Origin of the sequence: Nocardia sp. 348MFTsu5.1, from assembly GCF_000383535.1 — a bacterium.
GTDB classification, from domain to species: Bacteria; Actinomycetota; Actinomycetes; order Mycobacteriales; family Mycobacteriaceae; genus Williamsia; species Williamsia faeni.
The window spans coordinates 248,462-266,144 of the sequence record NZ_KB911515.1; the positions used below are offsets into that span (position 1 = coordinate 248,462).

Consider the following 17,683-nt stretch of genomic DNA (forward strand, 5'->3'; position numbering starts at 1 on the left):
ACGTTCAGTGCACCCAGTAACAGCTGAACTGACGCCCGGACACGGAGAACGCCACATGCAGTCGATCATGCAACAGACCGAGGCTCCGATCGTGGACGATCTTGTCCGCCGACGCCAGCGCAAGACCATTGCGGTTGTGAACGATGTTCTGACCGCTCACGTGGCCGAACACTCTGACTTCTTGCGTGGTTTGAGCCCCGAAGTCGCTCCCATGACCACCGCGATCACGGACACCCTCGCGCGCGGAAAGCGGATCCGGGCACAGTTTTGTCTGTGGGGCGCCTACGGCGCGAGCGGTGGTGATCTGGTGACAGGGATCCCGGAGATGGCCGCAGCGATCGAACTCTTCCACTTCGCAGCACTGATCCACGACGACATCATGGACAACAGCGACACCCGTCGCGGGCTCCCCACCATGCATCGGCAGTTCACCGATGAACACGTCCGAGAGCAACGTTTGGGAGACAGCAACAATCATGGTTCGGCGGTCGCAATTCTCGTCGGCGACATGTGCCTGTCCTGGTCCGACGATCTGGCCGCCATGGCGACGGACGACCTCGACCTCCACTCGCGTCGTGCGGTCCGGGCCATGTGGACGCAGATGCGCGACGAGGCCTACGCGGGCCAGTATCTGGACATGCTCAGTCAAACCGAGGCCACCACGTCCCGGTCCCGCACCGACCTCATCCTCCGACTGAAGAGCGCCAAGTACACCATCAGCCATCCGCTCCGCCTCGGCGGCACCATCGCGCGAGCTGACGGCGCACTCCTGCATCTCTACGACCAGATCGGACTGACCGCCGGTGAGGCATTCCAGCTCCGCGACGACCTCCTGGGTGTCTTCGGCAATCCCCTGGTCACCGGGAAGCCGGCGAACGACGACATCCGCGAAGGCAAACGCACCCTGTTGATGGCCGAGGCCGAATCACGGGCCAACCGGTCGCAACGGGAACTACTCGCACATTGTCTGGGTAACCCCGCGGTTGAGGATGCGGAAGTCGAGGCGCTCCGGTCCGTGCTCATCGCAACCGGCGCCGACCAGGCCATCGAGGAGAGGATCGGCGAGCTGACCGCCGAAGCGCTACGGATCGTGGAGTCGCTGCCCGTCGATGAGATCACCCGGACCGCGTTGACCGGTCTGGTCGAACGATGCGTGTCGCGCACATCGTGACGGCCGAGTGACTCAGGTGGACGGTCCCACCGACCGGTCGCCCCGCAGTCTCTTGCGGATCAGTTCGGCGCTGATGAGGCACATCGGCAGGCCGATCCCCGGACGCGTGCTCGATCCGGCGTAATACAGGCCCTCGACTTTCCGCGACCGGTTGGTGGCGCGAAGAAATGCGCTCTGGCGCAACGTGTGTGCCGGTCCGAGCGCACCACCCGACCACGAGTTGACGTCGTCGACGAAGTCGGCCGGTCCCACGGTGCGGCGGACCACGATCCGCTCGGCAAGATCCGGGATTCGGGCCCACTGCGCCACCGTCGCGATCGCGCGGTCGACGACCTTCTCGATGTCGGGATCACCGGTGCCGTCCATTCCTCCGTGCCCGAGGTCCGGGTCCGGGGGCACCGGCACCAAGATGAAGATGTTCTCGTGATCGGCCGGTGCCACCGAGTCGTCCGTCGCCGACGGCCGACACACGTACAACGATGCCGGATCGGGTATGTGGGTTGGTGTTTCGAAGATTGCATCGAAGTTGGTCGTCCAGTTCTCGGCGAAGAACAGCGAATGATGGGACAGTTCAGGCAAATCGCCACGCACGCCGAGATATGCCAGGACCGCGCCGGGCCCCGATGTTGCCTTGTCCCACCATTGTTGGGGAAACGTCTGCAGATCTCTCGGCAGCAGTCGGGTCTCAACGTGGTGCAGGTCCGCGGCCCCGACTACGATGTCGGCGGCGATGATGCGTTCGGTGCCACGGCGATCGTGCACCCTGACCCCGACAACCTCATTGCGCCGACGCCCGAGGTGACGACCGTTGCCACGACCTCCACGTCGCGGACGAGTCAGGATCTCGGTCGCCGACGTTCCGGCGTGTACCCGGACACCGTGTTCTGTTGCGAGCCTGGACAACGCGTCGACAAACGTGGTGAAGCCGCCATCGGGATAGCGGACCCCGTCGGCCAGGTCGAGCCAGCTCATCAGGTGATAGATCGCCGGAGTGCGCTCCGGCGATGAGCCGAGGAATACCGCGGGATAGCCGAGCACCTGTTTCAGTCGACGGTCGGAAAACCGTTGCGAGACAAACTTTTCCAGGGATCGGGTCAGCAACACCGCCAGGGTCGGAGCGTTGCGCAGCACCTCACGATTGAGAAAAGCGCGAGGAGAGTCGAAACTGGTGTACAGGAAGTGCCTGACGGCGACGTCGTATGCCTCGCGAGCGGAGTCGAGGTAGGCGCTCAATGCCGAACCCGCGCCCGGCTCAACACTTTCGAACACTGCGCGATTGCGTTGTTCGTCACCCACGATGTCGATCTGCTCGTCCACACCTTCGAAGAACACGCGATATCCCGGTTCGAGCCGGACCAGGTTGACCTGTTCCGCTGTCGAGGTTCCCAGCAGTTCGAAGAAGTGGTCGAACACGTCCGGCATCAACCACCAGGAAGGACCGGTGTCGAAGCGGAATCCCTCGTGTGCCCACGAGCCGGCGCGCCCACCGAGGTCGTCGTTCTTCTCGACCAGGTCGACATCGTGTCCGTCGTGCGCGAGTAGGGCGGCAGTCGCCAACCCGGCAACACCACCGCCGATGATGACTACTTTTTTCGGTGCGGCCGTCACGGCAGGTGGTGCCCCTTGTCGACATTGAGAGGTCGACCGCGGCGAAGTGCGGCCGAGGCAGCGATGCGTACTTTCTCTGGCGTGGGCACACGCACTCTGCAGTACCGCACCTCGGCGGGCGCAGTCGCCCGCAGACGGCGAGTCAGTTCGGCGAACAGATCGTGGGCGGTGCACACTGCCACACGGCAGTTGCGCGGTAGTTGGGGAATGGCCTCGGCGGCCGCATCCAGGTCCATTTCGATGTCATCGAGCCAGTTGTTCCAGATCACGTCATCGAGGTCATCCGGCTGGAGTCCGACGAGGTAGCGCCGCCCGAGTCCGTCGCTGTCGTCGCCGAAATCTCGCAGAAAGTTGATCTTTTGAAACGCCGCGCCGAGTCGCGCGGCCCCTTGAGCGAGCTCGTCGTAGCGTTGCGACGGGTTCGCCTCACCGGCGACGAAGGCACGCAGGCACATCAGGCCGACCACCTCGGCAGAGCCATAGATGTAGGCCGCGAGGCTCGCAAAGTCATGGTCGGTGCGCCGGAGGTCGGTGCGCATCGCCGCGAAGAAAGGAGCGATCAGTTCTTCTCCGATACCGACCCGACGCGCACTGCGTGCGAACGCGTGAACAACAAGGTTCGTGCTCGACCCGGTCTCCAACGTCGTATATGTCTCTTGTTCGAGCTTGTCGAGTTCGATCAACCGGTCAACGCTGCCCTGACCGGGCCGAGGTGCGTCTACGACCTCGTCGGCCACCCGTACCAACGCGTAGATGTTGCACACATCTTGGCGGACCTGCCCGCCGAGCATCCGCGTCGCGAGACCGAAAGATGATGAGTACCAACGGATCACCAACGCTGCACTGGCGTCTGCCGCCGCGTCGTACCGCAGATAGGGCTGCAAGGCGTCTGCGCGCCTCCGTGTTTGTACCATGACCAGTCCTCACCCTCGGTTCGCCTGCCTCGGTCACCTACTGCCCTCTATTCGGGCCGGCAGGCGATCCGGATGGGGCTCACGAGGCAGCAAGTCCGTATGGATCTGGTCCCGGCAATGAGCGGACCTGTTCAACGAACCAGGGGCTCACTGCCCAGGGAGTGCGTTCAGCGAGCGCCCACACATCGGAAATGTCGGACCAGGCGTATTCCGCAACCTCGTCGGGATCCGGATGCAGCACTCCGACCGGACTCGCGACGTACACCGGGCAGATCTCGTTCTCGACCACACCACTGGCGTCGATCGCTCGGTAGCGGAAGTCCGGAAGCACACACCGCAGTCCCTGAATGTCGATACCCAGCTCACGCCCCGCATATCGGTGAATGGCATCCTCGACCGATTCACCGGGGCGTGGATGGCCACAGAACGAGTTGGTCCACACACCGGGCCACGTGCGCTTGCTCAACGCCCGTCGCGTCATCAGGAGGCGGTCGGCGTCGACCAGATGGCAGGAAAACGCAAAGTGCAGGGGTGTGTCCGTGGTGTGCACTGTCGTCCGGTCGGCGGTTCCACACGGTCGCCCATCGGAGTCGGCCAAGACCACCAGATCGTCGGTCATGCATACCTCGTTCGCTCGGGGTGCGTATTTCAGTCACCTCAGGTTCGGAACCGATGGCGCCGCGGATGTCTAACATGATGACTGAACCCGCTCCATTGGTGGTCGAAGGGGATTCATGATTGATGTGATCATCGCCGGGGGCGGACCGACGGGCTTGATGCTGGCCGCCGAGTTGCGCCTGCACGGTGTGCACACGGTGGTCGTGGAGAAGGAACCTGAGCCCACGAAGGTTGTTCGCGCACTTGGCCTTCATGCGCGCAGCATCGAGATCCTTGATCAGCGCGGTGCGCTCGAACAGTTTCTGAAGCTCGGTCAGCAGTATCCGGTCGGCGGGTTCTTTGCCGCCATCCCGAAACCTCCACCCGAGCACCTCGACACCACGCACCCATACGTCCTCGGGATCCCGCAGCCCGTGACCGACCGGCTGCTGGCCGAACGCGCCACCGATCTCGGCGCCGAAATCCGGCGCGGATGTGAGCTGGTCGGACTGAACCAGGACGACGACGCAGTGACTGTCGAATTGGCCGACGGCAATTCAATGCGCTCGAGATATGTCGTCGGCTGCGATGGTGGACGCAGCACGATACGAAAGCTCATCGGCGTCGGTTTTCCCGGCGAACCTTCCAGCGCAGACACACTATTGGGCGAGATGAGGCTGACTGCAGGACCCGACGTGCTGAACGCCGTGACGGCGGAGGTCAGGAAGATCCAGCTGCGGTTCGGCGCCATGCCGCTCGGTGACGGCTTCTACCGCGTCGTCGTTCCCGCGGCAGGAGTCTCCGACGACCGCAGGGACCCGCCGACGATGGACGAGTTCAGACAGCAACTGATAGCGACCGCCGGTACCGACTTCGGTGTGCACTCACCACGCTGGTTGTCCAGATTCGGCGACGCCACCCGACAAGCCGAGCGCTACCGGGTCGGCCGCGTGCTGTTGGCCGGCGACGCCGCGCACATCCATCCGCCCACCGGTGGACAGGGCCTCAACCTCGGCATCCAGGACTCATTCAACCTCGGATGGAAATTGGCCGCCGAGATCGCCGGGTGGGCACCAAGCGGCCTGCTGGACAGTTACCACACCGAACGGCATCCGGTGGGTGCTCGAGTTTTGCGGAATACCCGCGCCCAGATGGCGCTCATGGCAACCGATCCCGGCTCCAGAGCGCTGCGGGCACTGTTCTCGGAATTGATGGAGTTCGATGAGGTGAACACCCATGTCACCGAGATCATCACTGCCACCGGGATCCGCTACGACTTCGGTGACGGTCACGAACTTCTCGGCCGGCGGTTGCGCGACGTGGTGTTGCAGAACGGTCGACTCTACGAGCGCATGCACAGCGGCCGTGGGCTACTGCTCGACCAGACTGCTCAACTCTCGGTGGAGGGCTGGGGAGATCGGATCGAACACGTCGTCGAGGTGAGCGACGAACTGGATGTTCCTGCGGTCCTACTGAGGCCCGACGGCCATGTGGCCTGGGTCGGTGAGGACCAGCAGGATCTGATTCATCATCTGCCCCGGTGGTTCGGCACAGCCGTCGACAAGTGAAGGCCCCAAATATTGTCAGGACCGATTGTCAGGACCGGCCCACCGCACACCATGCGGTTGCCTCGAGTTCGAACCGTCCGTCCGGGAGTTCCGCGGCACAGCGCTCACGCAGTGCGGCCCGTCGCTCGGGTGAAAGACTGGCGACGTAGATCCCTGCCGGGCCGATACCGAACGTATTGGGCTCCCACCATTCTTCGAAACACGTATACGCCACCCGGACGGTGAGTTCACTGGAGTCGATATCACCGAGTCCGGCGTTGGTGAACAGTGTCACCAACTCGTCTTCCCGGACACCGGCCAGCTGGGATTCGTCTTGGGCTTCGGGGTCGAGTTCGCGAACCATCCGCCACAGCAACGAAATAGGCCCCCGCTCGTTTGGTCCGAGATCCCAGACGCATGCCCCGACGGTGCCGCCCGACCGGGTCACGCGGGCCATTTCAGCCACCCCTCGATCGGCATCAGTCATGAAATGCACCACCAACTGAGCCAGCGCGACATCGAACGAATCGGATTCATACGGCAAGTCCTCGGCTACGCCCTGGCGTGCGTCGATACCCGGAAACCTTGCTCTCGTGCCGTCAACGAAGGACGACGACGGGTCGACTGCGCTCACACGGTCGACTCCGACGCGCGCCACGAGATGACTGGTCAGGGCACCCGGTCCACATCCGACATCGAGAACACGCTGTCCACCAGAAACTCCGGCTGCGTCAGCGAACAATGCACCCAGAGGTTCGGAGTAGCGGCCCATGAACCTGGTGTAGTCGTCAGGCGCCACGTCGAATGACATGGCTCGAACCTAGCTCACTCGAGGTGGACTGATACAGAAGTTGTGTTCCGAATAGCGTCCCGGTTGCGAACGGGTCAGGAGAAGGGTGACTTCCCCTTCGCCAGACCGGCCTGGGAGTTGCCCGGAGTCGCATTCAGCTTCGGGTCATGGATGTTTGTGGCGTATCCATTCGGGTTGGTCTGAGCTACACCCGACACGAATGCACCGCGGCTTTCGCCGTTCGGGTAACACGAGTTCAAGTTGCATTCCTTGACTGTTTGACCCCAATTGGGTCCCGTGGCCGGGCCGGCGTTGGCGATTGGGGTCGCCAGCAACGCAAACCCGACTGCTGAGCCACAGAGAATCGTAGTCATCTTCTTGTTCATCTGTTGCCCCTTGGCTGGTTCGACCCTCTTGGAGCCGCTTGATCGAGAAGCGGGCGGCGTACGACGACGGTATCGCTTGCCGCAAACGCTTGAGCCATTTCGCCCAAGCGCGAGAGGGCTTTTGAGGGATTTCAAGCGTTCGCGCTACGGCGACCGGATGAATGGCCAGTGCTCGAAGAGCCTGCTCGCCCTACCGCTTTCCCGTGCACTCGCGCATCGATGTCGTGCGACCTGCCCTCCGGCGGCGATGGCATTCGAAGCGATGCTGGCGCACCGAGCATAAGTGTGACTATGGTCACACTATGATGCACTACCTTCGGACATGGTCGTCCGCCTTCCTCCTCGTGCTCCTCCTCCTAATCGGTGGGACCATCGCGTCGCCGACGGCCACTGCCGCTCCACCACCGGACGCGGTGTACGACGCGCTAGGAGACTCTTACGCGTCCGGTTACGGCGTGCCGCCCTACGGGCCCTGCGGTCGCTCGTCCTCGGCATACGCCGTTCAGCTCGACGGCCGGCAGAAGATCGCGCTCGATGATTTCGTCGCGTGCGCCGGTGCCACCACAGTCTCGCTGGTCTCGGGCGGACAGCTCACCGCACTCGACGCCGACACAGACCTGGTCACGCTCACCATCGGCGGAAACGACATCGGCTGGTCGCAGGCGGTGACCGCCTGCCTCGGTGGCACCGACGCGCAGTGCGCCGGCGCCACCGCACTTGTCAGCGCTCGCATCACGAACCAACTGCCAGTCCTGCTCGACACGGTCTACGCCCAGGTCTCCGCGGCGGCGCCGAACGCGCACGTGGTGGTGACCGGCTACCCGCGGCTCTTCTCGCCGAAGTTCGGCGCCTTCCTCGGTGCGTCCCCTGACGAGCAAGACGCGCTCAACGCCGGCGCCAACCTGCTCAACACCATGATCAAGGCTGCGGCGGACAGGGCCGGCTTCCAATTCGTCGACGTCGCGTCGCGCTTCGACGGCCACGGCGTCAACGCGCCGGCTGCCTGGATCCTGGGGCCGTTCGATCCGGCTCCCTTCCACCCAAACATCAACGGCTACAAGGCATACACGGCGGCGATCAATTCGGCGCTGGGCCCGGTCAAGCTGGGTTAGCGGATTGTCGGTGCCCGCGGAAATGCGGCCGTTGGGTCGACAGCGACGGCGAACATAGAATGGCGTCATGAGCGTCAAGGTAGATCTCGATCAGCTGGCCGATACCCTTGCCGACTTCGCCTTTGCGTATCTGGTGACCGTCGGCGACGACTTCCGCGCGCATACCGTCGCCGTGGACCCGGTGCTCGCCGATGGCGCCCTCGACCTCGGCACGATCGGACGAACCACACGCACCAACGTGTCGAGCCACGGCGACGTCACGGTCATCTGGCCACCGCGCGAACCCGGGGGCTACACGTTGATCGTCGATGGCACGGCCCGCCTCTCCGCCGAAACGCTGGAGGTTGTTCCGACGCGCGCGGTGCTGCACCGGAAGGCGACTGCGGAGTCGCCGTCGACGAACCCGAACTGCCTGCACGATTGCGTGCCGATCGAACAACCCTGAGCAGCGGTTCTGTCGCCCGATCACCCGCGACTACGCGACAGCACCGGATACCATCGCAGAACCAAAAAAGCCTGGTCAGATGATCTCTGACCAGGCTTTTCTTTGTCGGGCTGACAGGATTTGAACCTGCGACCACTTGACCCCCAGTCAAGTACGCTACCAAGCTGCGCCACAGCCCGTGGCACTCCCTGCGAAGGGTGCTGAATGAGATTACCTCAGGCACCACCCCCAACGAAAATCGGCTGGTAGAAGCCCAATTTGCACACGACACAGGCGGCAAACGGGCGCTCGCAGACGTTCACCACGTCTCTCCCCGCCGGATACGCAATCCTTCCGCATACTTCCCTATAATCACGTATATTTCCCTATTGTGACCACTGCGAATTTCCTATCCGCCGAAGAGGTGGCCGACGAACTCGGGCTCCATGTGCGGACCATCCGCGCATACATCCGCGATGGACGCCTACGCGCCGCACGGGTGGGCAAGCAGTACCGGATCACGAGACCAGACCTGGAGGCATTTGTGACGGGTGTTGAGCCCAACCCGACCGTCCAGATTCCAGCGCCGCAGACCGAGGGCGGCCTGACCGCACACAGCACCGTTGTCATCGACTTCGACAACATCGGCGCCGACGACTCCGACCGCATCATCACAGTGCTCAACGGCGCGGTGGGTGGACGGAGTGGCGTCACTCCCCTACGCCTCACCGCAGCGCCAGACCGGACCCGCCGATCGTTGAAAGTCATTGCACAGGGCAGCATCAGCGATACCACCGACGTACTCACTCTGCTCCGCGACATCACCGAAGGAGGGAATTTCTCGTGACTACATTCCAGCAAACCTCGAACGGCGAAGAACTGATGGTCTACGGCGAGACCGGAGAGTCCATCGCCGCCCTGGACGCCGTCGGAGCCACGTGGGGCCGACGGGTGGCGGCTGTGATCATACCCCTCACTCGACTGCCTGACGGCTTCCTGGACCTCCGCACCGGTGTCGCGGGCGAGTATTTGCAGAAGATGGTGACCTACCAAATCGTGATCGCGATCATCGGAGACATTTCGATCGAGATCGCGCGCAGCGAATCGTTGGCAGCCTTTGTGCGCGAATCCAATCGCGGCCGCCACGTGTGGTTCATCGAATCGATCGATGACGTACACGCTCGGATCGGCTGACGTGAGCCAGGTTTGACGCAAAAACCGCTGGTAACGGATTTGTCTTAGGGTGCTGATAGAAATATTCCATGGGTTCGGGGGTGGCAGATCTGATCGACCGTATCGAGGGCATGGCTCTTGATGCGGAGGAGATCGTTGCTGTCCGGGAGACATTGTCCCGCAGACTCGTTGATGTATCGCTGGCGATGTTGTCGGACAAAGAAACCGTCGAACTCGCGCAAGTTGTGGAGATGCAGAGCCGTCGTGATGAAGCCGTGAAGGTCCGGATAGCGGTGGAGTTGCGGGAGCGGTCGGTGGCCGCGAAGCAGGGTCTCAAGCACAACAAGTTCTTGCGTCACCAGCTACGCATCTCGGCGACCCAGGCCAGTGCGCGGTCGAAACGCGCTGAACGCGTGGGTGAATGGCACACACCATCAGGTGAGATCACGTCGCCGGTGTATCCCACGACTTGGCTGGCGTTGCGGGACGGTGCGATCGGGATCGCCCACTACAACGTGATCGATGAAGTGCTGCGGGCGCTGCCGGGCACTATTCGTAGTGACCTGGCGTCGTGGTCCGAGGGTGAACGCCTGATGGCCGAAGCCGCCCGGACGATGGATCCGGACGAGTTGAAAAGGGTGGGTCTGCATCTGGATGCGTACCTGAACCCGGATGGTGAGTTCGATGACGTCGACCGGGCGCAAAAACGCGACCTGAAAGTGTCCAAGCAGGGTGCCGACCATATGGCGGGGATCAAAGGCACTTTGGATCCGACGACCAAAGCGTTGTGGGACATCGTGGCCGCGAAATGGGCCGCGCAAGGAATGAACAACCCGGACGATCCGGACTCACCTACCGGAAGTGCCGACAAAGCGGACGCCGAAACGCTCAAGGCCGCAGCCAAGCGCGACACCCGCACGCCAGGACAACGCAATCATGACGCGTTCAAACGGTTGATGGAAATGGTGGTCGGTCAAGGCATCCTCGGTCAGCACCGTGGGCTACCGGCTCAGGTGATCGTCACGATGACCCTGGAGCAACTCGAGGCCGAAGCCGGTCTGGCGACCACCGCCTCCGGTGGCGTGGTGCCGGTCCGCGATGCCCTGCGCCTGGCCGGTGTGAGTCGTAAGTTCCTGGCACTGCTCGACGACAAACATCGCCCCCTGTTCCTGGGTCGTGAAAAACGTTTGGCGACCGCGTATCAACGCCTGGCGCTGATCGCCGCCGAACGGGGCTGCTCCCGGCCCGGCTGTGATGCGCCCGCGACGGAAACAGCGGTCCATCACATGGTCGAGTACTCCAAAGGTGGACGCACCGACATCACCGTCCTGACCCTGGTCTGCGGACCCGATCACGGCCACATCCACGACGGCGACACCGGCTGGATCACCGAGATCATCAACGACGGCACCGGCCCACCCGGCTGGCAGGGTCGGGTCGGGTGGCGCCAACGCGGAACCCTGGATCCGCCGCGGCCCAACAACACTCACTTCCCGGAGAATTACTTCACGAATCCGGAGATGTGGAACCCGGACAGCGACGCCGACGCCGAATGGTTCAAACAACGCGCCCGCGCGGCATTCGAGAAGAAGGCAGCCGAGGCACCGGTGTACAAGGTCGACTTCGGATGGCGCCGTGCCAAGTATCACGCTGCCTGAACGAACCTGCCCCGACCAACTGTTGTTGATCGGGGCAGGTCGCACACTGACTGTTGCTGCTACTTCTTACGCTCGCGCTTCTCGCGCACTCGGACGTTCACCCGAACCGGCGAGCCGTCGAAGTTGAAGGCCTCGCGCAGTTTTCGCTCCAAGAACCGACGGTAACCGGCCTCCAGGAAGCCCGTAGTGAAGAAGACAAACGTCGGCGGCCGAGTAGCTGCCTGGGTCGCGAACATCACCCGCGGCAGGCGTCCACCACGCATCGGCGGCGGAGTCTCGGCGATGACTTCCTTGAGCCAGGTGTTGAGCTGCCCCGTCGACACTCGCTTGTCCCACGATGCCAACGACGTATCCAGTGCGGGCACAAGCTTTGCCACTGCCCGACCGGTATGCGCCGAAATGTTGACCGTGCGCGCCCAGGGCACCCGCGACAGGTCGCGGTCGACTTCCTTGGCCAACTGCAGCCGGCGATCCTCATCGACGAGGTCCCACTTGTTGAACGCAATCACCAATGCGCGGCCGGCCTCGATGATCATCGTCAGAACACGCTGGTCCTGCTCGGTGATCGGCTCCGACGCATCGATCAGCAGCACCGCGACCTCGGCGGCCTCGATGGCCGACCGGGTACGCAACGACGCGTAGAACTCATGACCGCTCGACTGCGACACCTTCTTGCGCAAACCTGCGGTGTCGACGAAGTTCCACACCCGTCCACCGAGTTCGACGAGTTCATCGACAGGGTCGACGGTCGTGCCGGCGACGTTGTCGACCACAGCTCGGTCTTCACCGGTGAGCTTGTTCATCAGCGAGCTCTTGCCCACATTGGGCTTGCCCACCAACGCAACTCGACGCGGGCCACCCGTCAGAGTGGATTCACGCGGCGTTTCGGGTAGTGCTTCGAGGATCCGGTCGAGCAGATCACCGGTACCGCGACCGTGGGCGGCGGACACCGTGAACGGTTCCCCCAGACCCAGCGACCACAGCGACGCAGCTTCCGCTTCCAGCCGCTCGTCGTCAACCTTGTTGGCGGCCAACAAGACCGGAGTCTTCGAGCGACGCAAGACCTTGGCGACTGCTTCATCGGTGGCCGTGGCGCCCACGGTCGTGTCGACAACCAACACGATTGCGTCGGCGGTCTTCATCGCAATCTCGGCCTGGCGGGCCACGGACTGCTGCAGGCCCTTGGCGTCGGGTTCCCAACCACCGGTGTCCTGCACCATGAATCGACGTCCGGCCCACGATGCCTCGTACGAGACGCGGTCACGGGTCACACCGGGGATGTCCTCGACCACCGCTTCGCGGCGTCCCAGGATTCGGTTCACCAGCGACGACTTGCCCACGTTCGGGCGTCCGACGATCGCAACGGTGGGCACCGCCAACGGCGCACCATCGACCCCGAGGTCGGCGAGCTCCACGAGCTCGAAGTCGGATTCGTCCGTCCACATTCCGTCGGACGAAATTGCCGCCCCATCAAAGTTGTCACTCATGCCTCTACCCCAATCCGGTTGCGCGCCAACTCGACCAGCTTGGCGATCACCTCTTCGATGCCCAGGTCTGTGGTGTCGACCTGTACTGCATCATCGGCCGGTCGCAAGGGCGACGTCGACCGTGTCGAATCCAGATGGTCCCGGCGGATCACGTCCGCGAGCACCGTCTGGTAATCACTGTCCATACCTGCGGCGATGTTCTGTTCATGTCGCCGCTGCGCGCGAGCCTCCGGCGTCGCGGTCAGGTACACCTTGAGCTCGGCATCGGGGAACACAACGGTTCCGATGTCGCGGCCCTCGAGCACGCTGAGCCCGGTCTGCGCTTGATCACGCTGGGCCTGCACCAGACGAGCACGCACGGCGGGCACAGCCGACACGGCCGATACCGCGCGAGTGACCTCGTCGCGTCGAATCTCGTCAGAGACGTCGTCGTCGTCCATCAGCACGACCTGCTTCTCAGCATCGTTGGTGACCGAGATACGCACGCCTTCAGTGGCTTTGTCGATCGCTTCCGGATCGTCCAATGCCACACCGGCCCGCAGTGCACGCAGGGTCGCAACCCGATACATGGCTCCGGTGTCGATGTAGTTGGCACCCAACGCGGCGGCCACGCGGCGCGACACACTCGATTTACCGGTTCCCGCCGGACCATCGATGGCGATCACACCAAGCGTGGTCACATTCCCACCGCCTTGTAGAGCGCGCCGACCTCATCGTTGCCCATGACCCGCAAGGTTCCGGGACGCTGTTCACCGACGTTGACAGCGCCAATGTCGGTGCGTACCAGGCGAATAACCGGGTAGCCTGCCTCGGCGAGAAGACGACGGACGATGCGCTTGCGGCCTTCGTGCAGCGTCAGACGCAGCAACGAGATGCCCTGGTTGACGTCCAGCAATGCGAACTTGTCAACTTTTGCCGGACCGTCATCGAGTTCGATGCCATCGCGCAGGGTGCGACCCAGGTTGCGATGGACTTCGCCCTTCACGGTCACCATGTACGTCTTGGGAACCTCGAACGACGGGTGCATCAGGCGATGCGCCAGCTCACCGTCGTTGGTCAGCAGAATCAAGCCTTCGGTGTCGGCGTCGAGACGTCCGACGTGAAAGAGCCGTTGCCCGGACATGACCCGCTCGGCGACCAGGTCACCGATGCACGGACGTCCGAACTCGTCGGACATCGTCGACTGCCAGCCCTTCGGCTTGTTCAAGGCGAGGTACTGATGCTCCTCGTTGATGACCACGCGGAGGCCGTCAACCCGGACCACTGCGGTCTCCGGGTTGATGCGCAGACCCTGCTCTAGGACGATCTCACCGTCGACCTCAACACGGCCGGCAGCGATCAGTTCCTCGGCGCCGCGTCGCGAAGCCACGCCGGCCTGAGCCAGCACCTTCTGCAGGCGCAATCCGCCCTCGACATACGTTGCCCCGTCATTGGCGGCGTCAAGCGGATTCTGGTCGCGTGCCGGCTTGGCGTTGTTCAGACGAACCTGACCGCTCTTGACATCCGGTGCCGAACGCGGTCCGCGCTCGGGATTGAAGCCCTTGCGGTGAGTCTTCTTGAAACGCGCCTCTGCTGCACCCTTCGTGGGCTTTCCACCAGCGGGCTTGCCACCAGCGGGCTTGCCACCAGTCGGCTTTCCACCCGGTTTCGTCGAACGGTCTCCGGTCGGCCGATCGGCATGTTCTCCGGTGGGGCGGGAGCCACGATCGTGGGACGGGTTTCCGCGGCGGTCGCCGGATGAGTATTCGCGGCGGTCGCCGGACGAATGCTCGCGGCGGTCGCCGGATGAGTATTCGCGACGATCTCCGGTGGGCCGGCCACCGCGTTCGCTGCTGGGGCGTCCGCCGCGTTCGCCGGTCGGCCTGCCGCCACGCTCGCCGCTGGGGCGTCCGCCGCGTTCGCCGGTCGGCCTGCCGCCACGCTCGACGCTGGGACGTCCACCACGATCACTCGCGGGACGTCCACCACGTTCAGCACTGGGGCGTCCACCACGATCACTGGTCGGCCTGCCTCCGCGCTCTCCGGTCGGCCTGCCTCCGCGCTCTCCGGTCGGCCTGCCTCCGCGCTCTCCGGTCGGCCGGCCTCCGCGCTCTGAATAGGGCTTGGCGTCGCGGTTGTCGAACGAATGTCCGTCCTCACGCGGTGTGCGCCTATTGCCTTTGTTTTTGTCTCTGTCCGGTCTGCCGTCTCGGCTAGCGGGTGCCATTCTCTATCCCTAATTCCCATTGAATCGATCGGTCCGCAGCACGCGGATCAGTCGTCATCAACGGTGATGTTGTTGGTTTTGTTCTTCAAGTCTGACGGGTTACCTGCCAGTTTGGCGAATCGCGGGTCGCGGTGTAGCTCATCTCCGAGGGCATCGATGACGTCCACGTCGGGGAGCAACGGCGCGAGATCCGGTAGCTCGCCCAAAGAAGCCAACCCCAGACGTTCCAAAAATAGTTCCGTCGTGCCGTACGTCACTGCACCCGAATCCGGGTCGGTTCCGACTTCGGCGATCAACCCACGAGCCAGCAAGGTGCGTACAACACCGTCCACGTTGACCCCACGCACCGCACTCACCCGCGACCTGCTGACCGGTTGCCGGTAGGCCACCACGGCCAGGGTTTCGAGCGCGGCTCTGGTCAGTTTGGTCCGGGCACCGTCGAGGAGAAGTCGCTCGACATACGGCGCGTACTCATTGCGCGTGTAGAGCCGCCAGCCGTCACCGGCATAGCGAAGGTCCATGCCGCTGTTGCGGTCGGTCAGTTCATTCGACATTTGCCGCAACATCGCCTCGACCCGCGATGCCTTTTCTTCCAGCACGGACGCCAGTTGGTCGGTGGCAGCCGGTGTATCGGTGACGAGCAGCATCGCTTCGAGCGCCGAACGAAGTTCGTCGTCCGCGAGGAGGTCTTCCACCGGGAGGTCGGCGTCCGACGCGTCACTGTCGGCGTCGTCTTCGAACAGAGCGTCGGCCCGCACGTCGGTCACCTCGTCGGTGTCCGTCCCAGGAACCTCGTGCGTCTCTCCAGCCGGCGTCTCGTCAGCCGGCGTGTCATCAGCCATAGTCCTCGCCCTTCTCGACAATCACCTGAGCGTCTTCGAGCTCGCCCGTCCAGCTCACCAACAACGATCCGAGGGCCTCGGGCTGCTCGAAGGCGACAGCCCGTTCGCGGTACAACTCCAACAGTGCCAAGAACCGCGCGACCACCTCGAGGCCGTTCTCGCATTCGACGACCAGGTCGGTGAAGCTGACCCAGGCGCCCGCTCCGGCGTTCCGCAAGATCTCCCCCACCCGCACCGCGTGCTGGGGTACCGACACCTTCTCGATGTGCAAGTGCCCGAGCCCCACCTTGGGGACCGGTTTGGGGGTCATCGCCGACACCGCCACCTCGGCGAACACCGCCGGACTCACGCCGATGGTCACCTCCGGAAGCAACGACTCGAACCGCGGTTCCAGCGATACCCCGCGCGGATAGCGTTGCAGCGCTGCCGCTTCCAGCTCCGCGAATAACATCGCGACCTGCTTGTAGGCCCGGTACTGGAGGAGACGCGCAAACAGGAGGTCTCGGGCTTCGAGCAGCGCCAGATCCTCGTCGTTCTCGACTTCACCAGAGGGCAGCAGCCTGGCCGCTTTGAGGTCGAGCAATGTCGCGGCCACCACCAGGAACTCCGTGGTCTGATCGAGTTCCATCTCGGCACCGAGTGCTTTGGTGTACGCGATGAAGTCGTCGGTCACCTCATGCAACGCCACCTCGGTGACGTCGAGCCGATGCTGGCCGATGAGGTTGAGCAGCAGATCGAACGGGCCCTCGAAGTTGGTCAGCTTGACCTGAAACCGCGACTTCCCGACAACCTCGGGTTCCGGCGTCGGCGTCGGTGACTGCGGCTCGGTCATCTAGCGCGTGCGGTAAATGACTTCGCGAGCCAGCGCCCGATATGCCCTGGCGCCGCCTGATTTCGGTGCCCACGAGGTGATGGGTTCACCGGCGACACTGGTTTCCGGGAACCGCACGGTCCGGCTGATGACGGTGTCGTAGACCTTGTCTCCGAAGACCTCGACGACGCGCTGCATCACCTCTCGGGAATGCAGGGTGCGGGCGTCGAACATCGTGACCAGGATTCCGCCGAGCGTCAGCCGGGGGTTGAGTCGGTCGCGGACCTTGTCGATGGTGTCGTTGAGCAACGCCAGACCGCGCAGGCTGAAGTACTCGCACTCCATCGGGATCACAACGGTGTCGGCGCAGGCAAGCGCGTTGACGGTGAGCAACCCCAGCGACGGCTGGCAATCGATGAGGACGTAGTCGTAGCGGTCGAGCAGCGGATGCAGCGCACGTCCGAGTGTGTGCTCGCGGCCCACCTCGTTGACCAGCTGGATCTCGGCTGCCGACAGGTCGATGTTGGACGGCAACAGGTCCATGCCGTCGACCCGCGTCCGCATCAGGACGTCGTCCGCAGAGACCTGAGGCGGGACCAGCATGTTGTGAACGGTCAGATCGAGTTCGTGGTGGGGCACTCCGAGACCCGCGGACAACGCACCTTGGGGGTCGAGATCGACAAGCAGTACCCGACGACCGCACTCGGCCAGGGCCGCACCCAGGTTGATGGTCGATGTGGTTTTACCGACGCCACCCTTTTGATTGCAGACAGCGACCACCGTGGCGGGACCGTGCCGATCGAGCGGCAACGGTTCGGGGACCGGACGCAGCTCACGACCGGTCGGCCCGAGCTCTCCGGGTGCGCTGGGCTTTTCGCGGTCGAATTCCTCGGTGCCGCGGTGCGGCGTCGAGAGCATCAACTGATTCGCATCACGCCCGCGCCCGTATTCAGGTGG

The 17,683-nt window shown here is 63.6% G+C and carries 16 protein-coding genes, 1 tRNA gene and 1 pseudogene; 7 read left to right on the forward strand and 11 right to left on the reverse strand.

The features are described from left to right. Window positions 1-55: 55 nt before the first annotated feature. Window positions 56-1,171, forward strand: coding sequence for a polyprenyl synthetase family protein (locus tag H290_RS0115455; RefSeq protein ID WP_020107725.1), 1,116 nt, complete (start codon window positions 56-58; stop codon window positions 1,169-1,171). A 12-nt stretch (window positions 1,172-1,183) separates the two neighbouring features. Here the strand turns inward: H290_RS0115455 and crtI are convergent, their stop codons facing one another. The 3 genes from crtI to idi form a co-directional block, all read right to left on the reverse strand. Next, window positions 1,184-2,779, reverse strand: a complete 1,596-nt coding sequence (gene crtI / locus H290_RS0115460; RefSeq protein ID WP_020107726.1) for a phytoene desaturase family protein — start codon at window positions 2,777-2,779, stop codon at window positions 1,184-1,186. Continuing rightward, window positions 2,776-3,693, reverse strand: coding sequence for a phytoene/squalene synthase family protein (locus H290_RS0115465; protein ID WP_028463241.1), 918 nt, complete (start codon window positions 3,691-3,693; stop codon window positions 2,776-2,778). The genes crtI and H290_RS0115465 overlap by 4 nt, the downstream gene beginning before the upstream one ends. Window positions 3,694-3,772: 79 nt before the next feature. Then, on the reverse strand, window positions 3,773-4,312 hold the full coding sequence (idi, locus tag H290_RS0115470; protein ID WP_020107728.1) for an isopentenyl-diphosphate Delta-isomerase: 540 nt from the start codon (window positions 4,310-4,312) through the stop codon (window positions 3,773-3,775). A gap of 115 nt (window positions 4,313-4,427) precedes the next feature. On the opposite strand from idi, the gene rox reads away from it, so the two are divergent. Next, window positions 4,428-5,858 carry a rifampin monooxygenase gene (rox, locus tag H290_RS0115475; protein WP_020107729.1) on the forward strand — a complete coding sequence of 477 codons (1,431 nt, stop codon included), beginning with the start codon at window positions 4,428-4,430 and terminating at the stop codon, window positions 5,856-5,858. 28 nt (window positions 5,859-5,886) lie between these two features. On the opposite strand, the gene H290_RS0115480 is transcribed toward rox, so the two are convergent. Beyond that, window positions 5,887-6,648 carry a class I SAM-dependent methyltransferase gene (locus tag H290_RS0115480; protein ID WP_020107730.1) on the reverse strand — a complete coding sequence of 254 codons (762 nt, stop codon included), beginning with the start codon at window positions 6,646-6,648 and terminating at the stop codon, window positions 5,887-5,889. Between the two features lie 667 nt (window positions 6,649-7,315). On the opposite strand from H290_RS0115480, the gene H290_RS0115490 reads away from it, so the two are divergent. Continuing rightward, complete coding sequence (locus H290_RS0115490) at window positions 7,316-8,125, forward strand: SGNH/GDSL hydrolase family protein (protein WP_020107732.1); 810 nt, start codon at window positions 7,316-7,318, stop codon at window positions 8,123-8,125. A gap of 67 nt (window positions 8,126-8,192) precedes the next feature. Continuing rightward, on the forward strand, window positions 8,193-8,570 hold the full coding sequence (locus tag H290_RS0115495; protein WP_020107733.1) for a hypothetical protein: 378 nt from the start codon (window positions 8,193-8,195) through the stop codon (window positions 8,568-8,570). A 105-nt stretch (window positions 8,571-8,675) separates the two neighbouring features. On the opposite strand, the gene H290_RS0115500 is transcribed toward H290_RS0115495, so the two are convergent. Next, window positions 8,676-8,749 (reverse strand) — tRNA-Pro (locus H290_RS0115500). A 191-nt stretch (window positions 8,750-8,940) separates the two neighbouring features. Here H290_RS0115500 and H290_RS28690 point away from each other — a divergent pair. The 3 genes from H290_RS28690 to H290_RS28695 all read left to right on the forward strand — a co-directional run bounded on the left by H290_RS28690 (window position 8,941) and on the right by H290_RS28695 (window position 11,380). Continuing rightward, a complete protein-coding gene (locus tag H290_RS28690; protein ID WP_020107734.1) occupies window positions 8,941-9,396 on the forward strand; it encodes a helix-turn-helix domain-containing protein in 456 nt (151 codons plus the stop codon). Then, on the forward strand, window positions 9,393-9,743 hold the full coding sequence (locus tag H290_RS0115510; protein ID WP_020107735.1) for a DUF4180 domain-containing protein: 351 nt from the start codon (window positions 9,393-9,395) through the stop codon (window positions 9,741-9,743). Before H290_RS28690 ends, H290_RS0115510 begins: the two co-directional genes overlap by 4 nt. Window positions 9,744-9,811: 68 nt before the next feature. Further along, window positions 9,812-11,380 (forward strand): HNH endonuclease signature motif containing protein, encoded by a 1,569-nt coding sequence (locus tag H290_RS28695; protein WP_051122060.1) that lies wholly within the window; start codon window positions 9,812-9,814, stop codon window positions 11,378-11,380. A 59-nt stretch (window positions 11,381-11,439) separates the two neighbouring features. On the opposite strand, the gene der is transcribed toward H290_RS28695, so the two are convergent. From der to H290_RS0115545, 6 genes and pseudogenes are all read right to left on the reverse strand, one after another. Further along, on the reverse strand, window positions 11,440-12,867 hold the full coding sequence (gene der, locus H290_RS0115520) for a ribosome biogenesis GTPase Der (protein WP_028463243.1): 1,428 nt from the start codon (window positions 12,865-12,867) through the stop codon (window positions 11,440-11,442). Further along, complete coding sequence (cmk, locus tag H290_RS0115525; protein ID WP_028463244.1) at window positions 12,864-13,532, reverse strand: (d)CMP kinase; 669 nt, start codon at window positions 13,530-13,532, stop codon at window positions 12,864-12,866. The genes der and cmk overlap by 4 nt, the downstream gene beginning before the upstream one ends. A gap of 11 nt (window positions 13,533-13,543) precedes the next feature. Continuing rightward, window positions 13,544-14,641: pseudogene (locus H290_RS31665) on the reverse strand (pseudouridine synthase); the annotation flags it as partial. A 479-nt stretch (window positions 14,642-15,120) separates the two neighbouring features. Next, entirely contained in the window at window positions 15,121-15,915 is a 795-nt protein-coding gene (gene scpB, locus H290_RS0115535; RefSeq protein WP_020107739.1) for an SMC-Scp complex subunit ScpB, read from the reverse strand. Continuing rightward, window positions 15,908-16,747, reverse strand: coding sequence for a ScpA family protein (locus H290_RS0115540; RefSeq protein ID WP_020107740.1), 840 nt, complete (start codon window positions 16,745-16,747; stop codon window positions 15,908-15,910). The genes scpB and H290_RS0115540 overlap by 8 nt, the downstream gene beginning before the upstream one ends. Then, complete coding sequence (locus H290_RS0115545) at window positions 16,748-17,644, reverse strand: ParA family protein (protein WP_020107741.1); 897 nt, start codon at window positions 17,642-17,644, stop codon at window positions 16,748-16,750. Window positions 17,645-17,683 lie beyond the last annotated feature (39 nt).